This is a genomic window from Actinoallomurus sp. NPDC050550 (assembly GCF_040655075.1).
Lineage (GTDB): Bacteria > Actinomycetota > Actinomycetes > Streptosporangiales > Streptosporangiaceae > Actinoallomurus.
Genome location: NZ_JBFAJC010000083.1, coordinates 1 through 13,335 on the forward strand (window position 1 = coordinate 1; position 13,335 = coordinate 13,335).

Genomic DNA, 13,335 nt, shown 5'->3' on the forward strand with positions numbered 1-13,335 from the left:
GACCTCGCCGTCGTCGCAGGGCCGCCGCGCGCCGGCCCCGTTTCAGCCGGTGCGCTGCTCCTGCGCCAACTTGCCCAGCAGCCCGTTCACGTCCGCGGATGAGTTCACGGTCGCGTCGAAATTCGCCTTCGCGTGGACGGTGAACCGTCCGTTGTGCGACCGGTACCAGGACGACCAGTCCCCGCCGCTGGTCCGGCAGGAGAGGCTCGTCTGGCGATTCACGCTCGTCGACACCGCGTCCGTGCACGTCGACACGGTCCCCCCGCCCCCGCTGAACGCCACCTTCATCGTGACGTGGACGGCCCCCGAGGAGTCGCTCACCGTCGTCGCGCGGATGTCGGCCCGCACCGTACAGCCCGCCTCGCCGCAGCTGCCGAACTGCACCTTGCTCACCGGCAGCACGGTCAGATCGGGATCGTAGGCGTTCGCCAGGCCCTGGACGTCGCTGCGGAGCGCCGTGAACACCGTCGTGATCGAGGCGGCCGGCAACGCGGCGACGTCGAACGTGTACCGCTGCGACCCCGAGAAGCCCTCGACCCGGAGCAGACGACGCGGCTCGCTCTTGGAGATGTAGTACGTCCGCGGGCCGGTCCTCATCTTGATCGCCTTGACGCCGTTGACCGTCGTTCGTACGGCGAGTGGATCGTTCATCGCCCCCCGGAGCGCGGACGCGAGCCGGGCCGGCGACAGATCGGCCAGGTTCAGCCTGGCGAGATCGTCGGGAGCCTTCGTCCACTTGCCGTCCGCCTTGGCGGCCCGGTCGGCGGACAGCCCTCCCTGGGCGGCCCAGAAGGTGCGGTCCGTCTTGAGGTAGGTCGTCCCGCCGACGTCGAGCCGCGTGACCTGCGACCCGCCCGCCGTGTAGGTGCCGCGCACGCTCCCCGCCTTCGTGACGCTGAACGTCGACTGCCCGCCGTCGTACGTCCCCGTGAGCGTCACCCCGGCCGCCTGACCGAGTGCCTGACCGGCCTTGTTCGCGGCCTTGCCCGAGGTCGTCTTCGGGTTGTCATCCGGGCCGCTCAGCGCCACGACGACGATGACCGCCAGCAGGACCAGCAGCGCACCGCCGCCGGCCAGGACCGCGATCAGCGGGCCCTTCGACTTCTTCGCCGGTTGCGGCCCGAACCCGTACGGCTGCGGAGGGACGCCCCACGGCTGCCCCCCGCCCCAGCCCGGCGGCCCGCCGGGCTGCCCCGCGTACGGCCCGGAGCCGGCGGGGATCCCCGGATACGGTGCCGGTCCGCTGGGGTTCTCGGCGTAGGGCCCAGGCCCACCGGGGCCACCCGGGTACGGCGCCGGTCCGCTGGGGTTCTCGGCGTAGGGCCCAGGCCCACCGGGGCCACCCGGGTACGGCGCCGGTCCGCTGGGGCTCTCGGCGTAGGGCCCAGGCCCACCGGGGCCACCCGGATACGGTGCCGGTCCGCTGGGGTTCTCGGCGTAGGGCCCAGGTCCGCTTTGGCCACCCGGGTACGGCGCCTGCCCGGGGTTCTCCGCGTAGGGCCCAGGTCCAAGGGGGTGGCCCGGGTACGGTGCCGGTCCGTTGGGGTTCTCGGCGTGCGGCCCGAAGCCGCCTGGGCCGCCGGGCGCGCCGACAGGGCCCAGCGCACCGGGAAAGGCCGACCCCTCGGGCGGTCGCTGATCCTGGCCTTCGCCCGGCGGCTCGGGCGGCTGCCACGCTGCCCCCTGCTCAGGAGGCATGGGGGAATCGGGACGGCCCTGCCACGCCGCGGTCGCAGGGGGCGCCGCCGACGGCTCGGCCTGCCCGGCCTCGCCCGGCCAGACACCGGTCTCAGCCGGCGGCTCCGGGGAGTCCGGTCGGCTCGGGCTCGATCCTCCCTCTCCAGGGGATGACTCGCGGGGCGCGGACGGTGCGCTCTGCTCCGAATCTGCGGCCTGCGCGGGCGGATTCGCTGCTTCCGCGGCTTCCGGCGGTTCGGTGGGCGCGGCCTCGGCCGGTCGATCAGGCTGTTCCGGGTCCGGCTGTGCGGGCGACGGCCCCTGAACGCCGTCTCGATCCGTGCTCAATGAAGTCCCCTGTATCCGTTCGTCGCCGTGACCCTATGTTTGTGCCTGATCGTCGGACAAGGCGGGGAAGCGGTTCTGTTACCCGCTCGATGCCCGTACGCACGTGTCCGAGCGCCTCGCGGGCCTGGGCCGCTGTCGGGCGGCCGTTCATGAGGGGCGGGGTCCCGCGTGCCCTTACCGTCCGACCCGTTCTCCCGATGGTTATCCACAGCCTGTGGAGAAGGGTGGTGCGGGTCGCGCGACTGCTGAAGGCTCTCGACGTATGGACCCGGTGACCTTCATCTCCCGAAACGGCGGAGCCGTCACGCTCGCCCAGCTGATCGGCCAGGTCGGCCGCCGGTCGTTGGACCGTGCCCTCGCCGAGGGCAGACTCGTCCGTCCGTTCTGGGGCACTTTCGCGTTACCCGGCACGCCGCGCGCCGTGGCCGCCGCGGTTCGGTACGGCGGCGTCGTGTCGCACGGCTCGGCCGCGCTGCTGTGGGGATGCCGGATGCTCCGGTCACCGGACGCCTGCCAAGTGACGGTGCCCGCCACGAGTCCGAAGCGGGCGACCGATCCCGGGGTGCGGCTGCACTACGCCGATCTGCCGCCGGACGACCTACGGGGCGGTGAATGGTCGCTGACCTCGCTCGCCCGTACGGTCGTGGACTGCGCGCGCACGCTTCCGCTCGGGGAGGCGGTGGTGGTCGGTGACTCCGCGCTGCGTCGTGGTTCGGTGCGCGTCGCCGGAGCGTGCGTCGAGGTGAGCGCCGATGAGCCGTCCCGCCGTGCCGACGCCTTGTGCGGCCCCGGATCGCGGCGGTCCGGCCCGCGACATGCCGCCCGACCGCATCCGTGCCGGCCTGCACGGCCTCGCGGCGGTCTCTTCGGGCGGCTGACCCGTCGCGCTTCGACGCCCGGGACGGTCGTCGGTCGGGGCCGATCGGATTACGCTGATCCCCATGCACGGCTATTACGGGAACTACCTGATGGTCGTCGTACTGTTCGTGATCGGCGGTGCGATCGTGGGCGGCGCGCTCCTGGCCAACCGGGCATTGCGCCCGCATCGGCCGACCAGGGAGAAGCTCACGACGTACGAGTGCGGTGTCGACCCTGTTGGCGAGGGATGGGCGCAGTCGTACGTCCGCTACTACGTCTTCGCCTACCTGTACGTCGTGTTCGCGGTCGACGCCGTCTTCCTCTTCCCCTGGGCGACGGTCTTCTCCGCCAAGGGGTACGGCTACGTGACGCTCGGCGAGATGTTCGTCTTCCTCGCCTTCATCGCCGCCGGCCTCGCGTACGCCTGGAAGAAGGGCGTCCTGAGCTGGGTCTGACCCGCCCCGGCGGTCAGTCGTCCGTCCTCCGCGGACGAGTCGTCGATCTCATAGAGTAGTCGACCGAGTGCAGGGCGTTCTTGTGGACTGCGATCGGACTGCGACGAGTCGGCCCCATTGCTGCGATCCGCAGCCACCTTGTCGTGAGGCAGAGCTTCGGGACACGTAAGAATGGGGGCATGGGTGCCGTCGATCTCCCCGCGCCGCGTATCGGGCCCGCCTCCCGGCTCGCCCCGAAGCCGATCAAGTTCGTGCTCAACTGGGGGCGGCGGTACTCCCTCTGGGTGTTCAACTTCGGGCTCGCGTGCTGCGCGATCGAGTTCATCGCGACGTCGATGTCGCGGCACGACTTCATCCGGCTCGGCGTCATCCCCTTCGCTCCGGGGCCCCGGCAGGCCGACCTGATGGTGGTCTCCGGCACGGTCAGCGACAAGATGGCGCCCGCCGTGAAACGGCTCTACGAGCAGATGCCCGAGCCGAAGTACGTCATCTCCTTCGGCGCGTGCTCCAACTGCGGCGGGCCGTACTGGGACTCCTACTGCGTGACGAAGGGCGTCGATCAGATCATCCCGGTCGACGTGTACGTTCCGGGCTGCCCACCGCGGCCGGAGGCCCTTCTGCACGGGATCCTCAAACTGCAGGAGAAGATCGCCGCGGAGTCCCTCGGTGAGCGGTACACCGGGACGCCGGAGGCGGTCGCGCCGCCCCCGCCGGTCGTACGGAAGCCGCCGACGCCGGCGGTGCTTCGCCGCCCGCTCGTACTGCCGCCCGTGCCCGAGCCCGAGGAGATCGAGGCGGCCGAGCAGCCAACGCAGAAGCTGACCCCGCTGGGCGATGAGATCGGGTCGACCGGCACGCAGGAGCTGCCACCGGCCGAGCCCTCGCCCGATGCGGCCGGGGCACAGGACAGCACCGAGACGCAGGAGGTCCCCGTCCCGGACGTGCCCGGCGAACCGGTCTCTCCGGCAGCCGAGACGCAAGATCTTCCGGTGCCGGAGCCGCCCGCCGAGGACACGGAGACGACTCGGGACCTGACTCCGGTGGAGGACACGGAGACGACGCGGGACCTGCCCCCGGCGGAGGAGGTTCGCCGGGCCGCCGGGGAGACGGCCGCGGAGGAGCCGACCGAGGTGCTTCCTTCGGTGGAGGAGGTTCGCAGGGCGGCCGAGGAAAAGCGTGCGGCGAAGGCGGCCGGGGAAAAGGGTGCGGCGAAGCCGGCCGAGGGCCGGCCGTCCGCCGGAGAAGGCGCCGGGGCGGAGGGCGAGCGGCCACGACAGGCCGACGCTGCGGCGCAGAAGAGGACGCGGCGGTTGGGCGGCCGGTTGCGGCGGTTCACCGAGCCGCCGCCCGTGGGCGGCGACACCGATCACAACATCATTCCGGGGCTGAGCGATGACGATTGAGCTGGCGGTGGCGTGGACACGCCGGTTCGGGGACGACGTGCACACCGAGGAAGCCTTCGGCATGCTGACCGTCGACGTGCCGCCGGAGCTGTGGGAGGAGGCGCTGACGTTCGCCCGGGACGACCTCGGCTGCGGCTTCTTCGACTGGCTGACCGCCGTCGACGAGCTGGAGCGCGGGTTCGCGATCGTCGCGCACGTCCACTCTCTGGAACAGGGACATCATCTGCTGGTCCGGACGATCGTGCCGCGTGAGGACCCGCGACTGGTGAGTGTGACCGCGGTCTACCGTGGCGCGAACTGGCATGAGCGGGAGACGCATGAGATGTTCGGCGTGATCTTCGATGGGCATCCGGACCTGAAGCCACTGCTGCTCCCGGACGGGTTCGAGGGGCATCCGCTGCGCAAGGAGTTCGTGCTGGCCGCGCGGGTGGCCAAGCCCTGGCCGGGGGCCAAGGAGCCGGGGGAGTCCGGGCACGGCGCGCCGAGCCGCCGCCGCATGCTGCCGCCCGGAGTGCCGCAGGACTGGGGCCCTGCCGCCCGCCAGGGTCCCGCCGCGGACGCGCGCCGGAGCCCGCGCCGCGGCGCGTCGGCGGGCGAGGCCCCCGCGGAACAGCCCGTACGCCGGCGGGCGCGCGGCATCGACCCGGAGGGCGGCGATGTCTGACGTTCTGGTCGTCGTCATCAAGCTGCTGCTGGTGGTCGGCGCGTTCGCCGTGTTGCCGCTGCTGGTCGGGCAGGCCGAGCACAAGGTCATGGCCCACATGCAGGGGCGCCTGGGCCCGATGTACGCCGGGGCGTTCCACGGCTGGGCCCAGCTGGTCGCGGACGGGGTGAAGTTCGCTCAGAAGGAGGACGTGATCCCGGCCGCCGCCGACCGGCGGATCTTCCAGCTCGCGCCGGCGGTCGCGCTGATCCCGTACCTCGTCACGCTGATCGTGATCCCGGTCGGGCCGGGCGGCCAGGTGGCCGTCTCGATGGATCCCGGGCTGTTCTTCGCGCTGGCGATGATCGGCGTGGGCGTGCTCGGCGCGATCATGGCCGGCTGGGCGAGTGCGAACAAGTACAGCCTGCTCGGCGGCATGCGGGTCGCGGCGCAGCTGCTCTCGTACGAGCTGCCGATGGTGCTGGCGGCATCGTCGGTGGCGATGGCGGCCGGCAGCCTGAACCTCTCCACGATCGTCGAGCAGTGGCGATGGTGGTGGCTGCCCTGGCAGGTGATCGGCGGAGTGGTCTTCTTCGTCGCCGGCCTGGCCGAGCTGCGCCGCCCGCCGTTCGACATGCCGGTCGCCGACTCCGAGATCATCTTCGGCCCGTACACCGAGTACGCCGGGCTGCGGTTCGCCTTGTTCCTGCTGGCGGAGTACGCCGGGATCGTCGTGCTGTCCGCGCTGACGACCGTGCTCTTCCTGGGCGGCTGGAAGGGCCCGGTGCTCGATGAGCAGTTCGGCTGGCTCTGGACACTGATCAAGGTGTTCGCGCTGTCGTTCGTCGTGATCTGGCTCCGGGTGAGTTATCCGCGGCTGCGCGAGGACCAGCTGCAGAAGCTCGCCTGGGCCGGCCTGGTGCCGCTCGCCCTCGTGCAGCTCGCCCTCACCGGCGTCATCAAGATCGCCATCGGCTGACCGCGTCCGTACGGGTCGTGGACCGTCATCGCGCCCTTCGTGCTCAGCCCGCACGACACGCTCAGTGCCGCGAAGGCGGGGCGATACTCTCGGGGGCGGCGCGCTTCTGAGAGCCCGCCCCCGGGCGGGATGGCGCGTCACGGCCGGGCCGTCGAGTGCCGGCTCGACGGCCCGGCGCCGCCGCTCAGCCGCGCGGTGCGGGGACGATCTGCTCGAACCAGGTCAGGATTCCCGGCAGTGCCAAGCGGATCGAGGCGTTGTGGTCGACGTTCGCGCCCAGGTCGATCACGTTCGCGCCGCCGAGTCGCGCAGCGCAGTTCCGCGCGTTCTGGATCGGCACGTTCTCATCGCCGCTTCCGGCGTAGAGCCGGACCGGGATGCGCGGCCGCCACGAGCACGTGCCGTCGCTCTCCCGCATCGCCCGCAGCAGCGCGCCGCTCGGCTGCCGGGCCCAGTTCACGAACGCGGGCGTAAGCAGCTGCTGGGGGTCGGCGGGCAGCGCGCCGGCGATCGCCTGTTCGTCGTGCCGGCCGTCGAACAGGCCCTCCACCAATCCGGCGTACGGCTCCTGGAACGCCTCCGCGGGCCGGTCGTACAGGTGGTAGATCCGGTTCATCGCGGTGATCCAGTACGCGAAGTAGAAGACGGCGTTGCGCGGGGCGACCCGCCCGTCCAGCCCGGCCGGCGTCTCAACGCCCTGCACGTCGTACGGTCCGCTCACCGCGGCCAGTGCCGCTGGCCGGAAACGCGGCACCTCGCCGGTGCGTAGCGCCTTGCCGAACCCCATGGCCGCATGGCCGCCCTGGGAGAACCCGGTAACCAGGACGCGGCCGTCCAGGCTCCGGTGGTGTCGCTCGGCGAGTGTGCCGGTCGCTCGCAGCAGATCCGCGGAGGCGCTGACCTCGGTCGGCGCGTGCGTGTACGGGTGGCGTCCGGGCCCCTCGCCCAGCCCGAGGTAGTCGGGTGCCACGGCGGCGTATCCGTTCGCCGCGAAGGCCATCGTGCGAGCGCGGTCCGGTCGTGTGGTGCCGTCGGTGGACGGCGCGTCGGTCTTCAGCACGAGCGTGCCGTGCTCGTACGCCACGACGGGCAGTCGGCGGGCGCGTGAGCCGGGGAGGGCCACCAGGCCGCTCGCGGTGGTCGCGCCGCCCGAGGCATCGACCGTCCGGTAAACGACGCGGTAGGCGTCGACGCCGTACCGAACGGGCGTCGTGATGCCGTCACCGCGCAGGTACGCCGTCGTGTCGGCGCGGGACAGGTGCGCGACACGGGTGACGGAGACGACCGATCCCCGTGCGGCCGTCGGGATGCCGTTCATGCCGTGCATGCCGCTGAGCGCGAGACCCGCGGCCACCATCTCTTTGATCATGCTGGTCCTTCCGCAGACTTCTGAGAGCCCGCCCGGAGGCGGGATGGCGCTGTGCGGGACGGGTGCCGGCCCGTGACCCCGCACGCCGGACACCGTACCTCATTGCCGAGATTTCTCTGCAGAGATATCTTTGCAATATGGCGGATCTGAACAGCGCCCAGCGCACCGCGCTGTACCGGACGCTCGGCAACCCGCTGCGGCGCAGCATCCTGGAGTACCTCGAGCGCCACGGTGAGGCGAACTCCACCGCCCTCGCCGCCGCGCTGGGGGAGAGCACCGGGACGACCAGCTACCACCTGCGGAAACTCGCCGAGCTGAACCTCATCGAGGAGGTCCCGGAGAAGTCCCGTGGCCGAGAGCGGTGGTGGCGGCCGCTGCCGTTCAGCCACACGCCGCCCGACCCCGCGACGATGACGCCGGTCGAGTACGCCGCCGCCGAGAACTTCGCCAGGCTGAAGCTCGCCACCGACACGGAGCTCTACCTGCGTGCGCTGAAGGAGTACGCCGGGCCGGAGGGCTGGGCCCAGGTCCAGCGGCACAATGGCGCCTACCTCGCGAAAGAGGACCTCCACGCCTTCATGCGCGACTATCTCGCACTGGTCGAGCGCTACTCACGGACACGGGCGGACGCCCCTGAGGACGCTCGCCGGATCGCCTTCCGCTTTTTCTGTGCCCCCGACGACCCGGCGTGACGGGGCCGGACAGGGGAGAGCAGCCGCCCCCGTGCGGCGGCGCCGACCCGACCGGGCCTACGCCCGGTGGGGCGGTCGCTCGTGAACCATCGCCTGCGCCCCGACCCGGCCCTGATCGCGGGGGCTTGACGGCTATGGCTAATCGAATTAGCCTTATGGCTACCAAGTTTAGCTAAGGAGATGGCAATGACCGAGTTCCTGAGCATCGACGGCGGACGGATCGCCTACGACGTGACCGGTGAGGGCCCGCTGGTCGTGCTTTCGCACGGCATGGGGGACATGCGCAGCGCCTACGGCGTCCTGGCCCAGCGGCTCGTCGCGGCCGGCTTCCGGGTGGCGGCTACGGACCTGCGCGGGCACGGCGAGTCCAGCACCGGCTGGGCGTCGTACACCCGTACGGACACGGCCGGCGACCTGCTGGCGCTGATCCGCCACCTGGGCGGGCCGGCGGTCGTCGTGGGGCACTCCTTCTCCGGCGGGTCCGCCACGATCGCGGCGGCCCAGGAGCCGGAGCTCGTCAGCGCCATCGTCGAGATCGACCCGTTCACCCGCGCCCAGAAGATCGACTTCGGCGGCTTCCTGGCGAACGGCCGGTACCGCAAGGGCCTGAGCCTGCTCATGAGGACGGCGATGTCCGGCAGCGTGAAGCTGTGGGCCCGCTACCTCGACCACGCCTTCCCCGGCGCGAAGCCCGCCGACTTCGCCGAGCGGGTCGACGCGATCCGCGCCAACCTGAGCGAGGACGGCCGCATGGCCGCCATGCGGAAGATGGGGATGTCCAAGCCGGTCGACGCCGGCGCGCAGCTCGCTAACATCCGGTGCGCGGCGCTGGTGATCATGGGCACGCTGGACCCCGACTGGGCCGACCCGAAGGCCGAGGCGGACGGCATCGTCGCCGAGATGCCCGCCGGGCTCGGCACGGTCGCGATGATCGAGGGCGCCGGGCACTACCCGCACACGCAGTTCCCCGAGGAGGTCGCCGCGGTCATGGTGCCGTTCCTCAAGGAGCACACGGCGGCCTGATCGGAGGAGGATCCATGCCACGGGGAAGACTGACCGCCACCGACGTCGTCCGGGCCGGGGCCGAGCTGGCCGACGAAGTCGGCTACCAGGACCTGGCGATGGGCGCGCTCGCCCAGCGGCTCGGCGTCCGCACCCCGTCCCTGTACAAGCACGTCGACGGCCTGGACGACCTGCGCCGCCGGATCGCCGCCCTGGCGATGACCGAGCTCGGCGAGGCCGTCCGGGCCGCCATCCAGGGCAATGCCGGCTCGGACGCGCTGGCCGCCTTCGCCCGGGCGTTCGCCACGTACGTCACCGCCCACCCCGGCCGCTACACCGCGACGATCGGGGCCGAGCTCACCGGGCCCGGCGACGATCTGTACGACGCGAGCGCCCGGGTCCTCGAGTCGATGGCCGCGATCCTGCGCGGCTACGGCGTCGAGGAGAGCGAGATGGACCACGCGCTGCGCACGCTGCGGTGCCTCTTCCACGGCTTCGCCGCGCTGCAGGCCTCGAACGGCTTCCAGTGGAGCGGCGGCGTCGACGAGAGCTTCGACTGGATGATCGGCTTCGTCGACCGCGGCCTCAGGCCCGAGACAGGCCCTAAGACCTGAGGTAGTGGAGGACAGCCAGCACCCGGCGGTGATCGTCGCCGCCCGGAGCCAGGCCGAGCTTGGTGAAGATGTTGGCGATGTGCTTCTCGACCGCCCGGTCGGAGACGACGAGGGTCTTGGCGATCGCCGCGTTCGCTCGGCCCTCGGCCATCAGGGCCAGGACCTCTCGCTCGCGCGGGGTCAGCGCGCCGACGCCCTGGTGACGGGAGCCCAGCAGCTGCTTGACCACCTCCGGGTCCAGGGCGGTCCCGCCGGCGTCGACCCGCCGCAGCGCGTCGACGAAGTCGTCGAGGTCGGCGACGCGCTCCTTGAGCAGATAGCCGACGCCCGACGGTGATCCGGCCAGCAGGTCGGCGGCGAACCGCGTCTCGACGTACTGGGAGAACAGCAGGAGCCCGACGTGCGGATGGTCACGGCGCAGGTCGAGCGCCGCACGCAGCCCCTCGTCCGTGTGCGTCGGCGGCATCCGGATGTCGATGACGGCGACGTCCGGGTGGTGCGCCGCGACCGCCTCCCGCAACGACGCTGCATCCCCCACTCCCGCGACCACCTCGTGCCCGCGGGCGGCTAGCAGCTGGGCCAGCCCTTCCCGCAGGATGACGGCGTCGTCTGCGATCACAATGCGCACGGGCGGATCCTACGCGTGAGAGGGGAGTTCGACGGTGACCGTCGTCGGGCCGCCGGGCGGGCTGACGACCTCCAGGCGGCCGTCGACCGGCCGGATCCGCTCAGCGAGTCCGGGCAGGCCCGAACCCGCGCCGACGATCGCGCCGCCCGAGCCGTCATCCCACACGTTCAGCCGCAGGCGATCGTCGCGCTGAACGATCTCGATCCTGGCCCGGCTCGCGCCGCTGTGCTTGATGACGTTGGTCAGCAGTTCGGCGGCGCAGAAGTACGCGATCGACTCGATCGCCGCCGTCGGCCGTACGGGGATGTCGGCGCGTAGCTCCACGGGCAGGCCGGCGCCCGCCACGAGCGTGGCCAGAGCGGTGTCCAGCCCGCTGTCCAGGACGGGCGGGTGAATGCCGCGTACGAGTTCGCGCAGTTCGGTGATCGCCGCCTTCGCCGTCGACTGAGCGGCGGTGGCGAGCTCGCGGACCGGGCCGTCCGGCGAGGTCTCCCGCATCAGGGTGAGCTGCATGGTGAGCGCGACCAGACGGGCCTGTGCGCCGTCGTGCAGGTCCCGCTCGATGCGGCGGAGCGTCGCGGCGGCGTCGTCGACCGCGCTCGCCCGGGTCTCCTCCAGGGTCCGGATGCGCTCGGCGGTTTCGGACGCGCCCAGCAGCCGCCGGATCAGCATCCGGTCCAGCAGCACGACCGCCCGCACCGCCCACGGCGCGACGAACAGGAGGACGGCGCCGACGGCCGCGACGACCAGATCGGACGGCCAGGTGCCGAAGTGGAAGCCGCCGAGCACGCCGCGCGTGTCCCGGGTCGTCACGTCATTCCAGCCGAACGCGCGCTGCAGGGGATACGTGAGCCCGACGACGCCCCACCCCCAGGTGCAGAGGACGACGTAGAGGTACAGCGCGGCGAGGGGCAGCCGCAGGAGGAAGTAGGCCATCGCCCGCCAGCCGGCGGCGTCGCCGAGCGCGGCCTGGACCCGGCCGTAGAAGCCGGTGCCCGGTCGCGGCGACGCCGGCGGCCGTACCCGCTCCCCGAGGAGCCGCCCGGCCGGCGCGCGGTACAGGCCGCCGAACCGCCGGGCGCCGGTCAGCGCCAGCGCGAGCAGAGGGATGCCGACGGCGGTGACGGCCAGGCCCGAGCCGAGCGCGAGCGACGCCACCGCGTAAAAGAAGCCGGGGACGGCCAAGGGGATGCTCGTGAGGGCGTACAGCAGATCGGCCGCCGCCCGCCGGCCGAACGACGCCCGCAGCATGCCCACCACCCGGGACGCCGCCCGCGCTCGCCGGCCGAGGACCGCCGACGACGCCGCGCCGGGGCTCAGGCGTCGCATCGCCCCAGGATCCGGACGTGGAGCGCGTTCAGGCCGCGCAGGATCCATGGCATGAGGAACAGGAACGTCAGCCCACCGAAGACCGCGTGAAACGCCCACGCTCCGGCGAACGTGGGACCGCCCCACGCGTGCTCGTACGATCCGCCCATTCCGATCAGCCAACGTACCGGGTAGCCGAGGTTCATGGCCACGAGCAGCCATCCGTAGGCGGTGATCACAATGCTGAGGTAAGCGAGCGGCAGCGCGGCGATCCCCCGCAGCCGGGTGGCGCGCACCTCGCGGCCGAGGAGCGCGGCCGCCAGCCGGCGCTGCAGCCGCCCGCCATCGGCGATCGCCAGCAGCGCGGCGACGGGTGACGCGAGGACGTAGCCGGTGCGCCGCCAGGGCTCGGCGGTGAACGGCGTCCGCCACCAGGCGGCGGTCAAGGATCGAGAGGTCAAGGCGGTCATCGAGGTCTCCCCGGTCGAGCGGCGAAGTCGTGCCTCCATGCTCGCGACCGGGTGCCCCACCGGGCGATCGTGGCAGTACGGAAACCGGGGTTCGGTCAACCCCACCCGTCAATGCAGGAACAGGCCGTACTCGGCGATGTCGGGGACGATCCGGGGCGGCAGGTCGGCCTGCATCGCCAGCTCCTCGGCGGAGATGAACGCCCCGTGCTCGGCCCGGCAGCGGACGATCCGGTCGACGATCTCCGGTGTCACGCCGGGCAGCATGCTCAGCGCCTGCGGCGGGGCGTGGTTCACGTCGATCAGCCCGCCGTCGTCGTACGCGCGCGGGCCCAGGTCGGGCCGGCCGATCTGCAGCTCATGCGCCATGACGCGATCCTCCGTCGCGATCCGGCGGGCCTCCTCGCGGAGCGTCCGGCGGTACCGCGCCGCCTCCACGACCCGGCGGTTCCGGTGTTCGCTGGGGTCGGCGGGCGGGTAGAGGCGCGAGCGGATACCAACGGCGTGCATCCCGCTGAAGATCCACGTGCCGAGCAGCAGGAGCAGGCCGAGCGTGTGCGGCACGTCGCCCTGCGCGGTCAGCGCCTCGTACGACGCGACCAGCGCGCCCGTGTACCCCGCCGCGGCCACCGCGAGCCCCGCCGACCGCCGCCGGACCGCGGCGTACAGGAAGGAGACCGGCGAGCCGAGACCCACCGTGATGAGCGGCACCACCGCCCAGCCCATCCCGTCGGAGGGGGGCTTCGGCGGAAGTTGCGACGATCGTCGTTCTGGCGGGGGCATCGGCGACCGCGTCATGGGCCGATGGTAAGCCGGGCGAGCCTCGAAGTGCCTCACCCCGCTTGGACGCGATGGGAGTACCGTCGGTTTCGGAACCCGCTCTCTATACGTA

Annotated in this window: 12 protein-coding genes and 1 pseudogene; 7 read left to right on the plus strand and 6 right to left on the minus strand. The window is 72.1% G+C overall.

The window, feature by feature from the left end; genetic code table 11:
- Positions 1-42 precede the first annotated feature (42 nt).
- On the minus strand, positions 43-1,698 hold the full coding sequence (locus AB0I04_RS51365) for a hypothetical protein (protein WP_360902990.1): 1,656 nt from the start codon (positions 1,696-1,698) through the stop codon (positions 43-45).
- A 1,268-nt stretch (positions 1,699-2,966) separates the two neighbouring features.
- On the opposite strand from AB0I04_RS51365, the gene AB0I04_RS51370 reads away from it, so the two are divergent.
- From AB0I04_RS51370 to nuoH, 4 genes and pseudogenes are all read left to right on the plus strand, one after another.
- The gene (locus AB0I04_RS51370; RefSeq protein ID WP_360902993.1) at positions 2,967-3,338 is read left to right on the plus strand and encodes an NADH-quinone oxidoreductase subunit A; all 372 of its coding nucleotides are present in this window, start codon (positions 2,967-2,969) and stop codon (positions 3,336-3,338) included.
- 179 nt (positions 3,339-3,517) lie between these two features.
- Positions 3,518-4,018, plus strand: a pseudogene (locus AB0I04_RS51375) (NADH-quinone oxidoreductase subunit B family protein); the annotation flags it as partial.
- A gap of 712 nt (positions 4,019-4,730) precedes the next feature.
- Complete coding sequence (locus AB0I04_RS51380; RefSeq protein WP_360902995.1) at positions 4,731-5,405, plus strand: NADH-quinone oxidoreductase subunit C; 675 nt, start codon at positions 4,731-4,733, stop codon at positions 5,403-5,405.
- Positions 5,398-6,363 (plus strand): NADH-quinone oxidoreductase subunit NuoH, encoded by a 966-nt coding sequence (nuoH, locus tag AB0I04_RS51385; protein ID WP_360902997.1) that lies wholly within the window; start codon positions 5,398-5,400, stop codon positions 6,361-6,363. Before AB0I04_RS51380 ends, nuoH begins: the two co-directional genes overlap by 8 nt.
- A 184-nt stretch (positions 6,364-6,547) precedes the next feature.
- Here nuoH and AB0I04_RS51390 read toward each other — a convergent pair whose 3' ends face one another.
- Positions 6,548-7,732, minus strand: coding sequence for a hypothetical protein (locus AB0I04_RS51390; protein WP_360902999.1), 1,185 nt, complete (start codon positions 7,730-7,732; stop codon positions 6,548-6,550).
- A 137-nt stretch (positions 7,733-7,869) separates the two neighbouring features.
- Between AB0I04_RS51390 and AB0I04_RS51395 the strand changes: the two genes are divergently transcribed.
- The 3 genes from AB0I04_RS51395 (at position 7,870) to AB0I04_RS51405 (ending at position 10,040) form a co-directional block, all read left to right on the plus strand.
- Entirely contained in the window at positions 7,870-8,424 is a 555-nt protein-coding gene (locus AB0I04_RS51395) for a winged helix-turn-helix domain-containing protein (RefSeq protein WP_360903002.1), read from the plus strand.
- 186 nt (positions 8,425-8,610) lie between these two features.
- Positions 8,611-9,447 (plus strand): alpha/beta hydrolase, encoded by an 837-nt coding sequence (locus tag AB0I04_RS51400; protein WP_360903006.1) that lies wholly within the window; start codon positions 8,611-8,613, stop codon positions 9,445-9,447.
- A gap of 14 nt (positions 9,448-9,461) precedes the next feature.
- Positions 9,462-10,040, plus strand: a complete 579-nt coding sequence (locus AB0I04_RS51405) for a TetR/AcrR family transcriptional regulator (protein WP_360903009.1) — start codon at positions 9,462-9,464, stop codon at positions 10,038-10,040.
- On the opposite strand, the gene AB0I04_RS51410 is transcribed toward AB0I04_RS51405, so the two are convergent.
- The 4 genes from AB0I04_RS51410 to AB0I04_RS51425 form a co-directional block, all read right to left on the minus strand.
- The gene (locus AB0I04_RS51410; RefSeq protein ID WP_360903012.1) at positions 10,030-10,668 is read right to left on the minus strand and encodes a response regulator transcription factor; all 639 of its coding nucleotides are present in this window, start codon (positions 10,666-10,668) and stop codon (positions 10,030-10,032) included. The genes AB0I04_RS51405 and AB0I04_RS51410 overlap by 11 nt on opposite strands.
- A gap of 9 nt (positions 10,669-10,677) precedes the next feature.
- Positions 10,678-11,997 carry a sensor domain-containing protein gene (locus tag AB0I04_RS51415; protein ID WP_360903015.1) on the minus strand — a complete coding sequence of 440 codons (1,320 nt, stop codon included), beginning with the start codon at positions 11,995-11,997 and terminating at the stop codon, positions 10,678-10,680.
- Positions 11,985-12,446 carry a hypothetical protein gene (locus AB0I04_RS51420; protein ID WP_360903018.1) on the minus strand — a complete coding sequence of 154 codons (462 nt, stop codon included), beginning with the start codon at positions 12,444-12,446 and terminating at the stop codon, positions 11,985-11,987. Before AB0I04_RS51420 ends, AB0I04_RS51415 begins: the two co-directional genes overlap by 13 nt.
- A 108-nt stretch (positions 12,447-12,554) precedes the next feature.
- Entirely contained in the window at positions 12,555-13,241 is a 687-nt protein-coding gene (locus tag AB0I04_RS51425; RefSeq protein WP_360903021.1) for a helix-hairpin-helix domain-containing protein, read from the minus strand.
- Positions 13,242-13,335 lie beyond the last annotated feature (94 nt).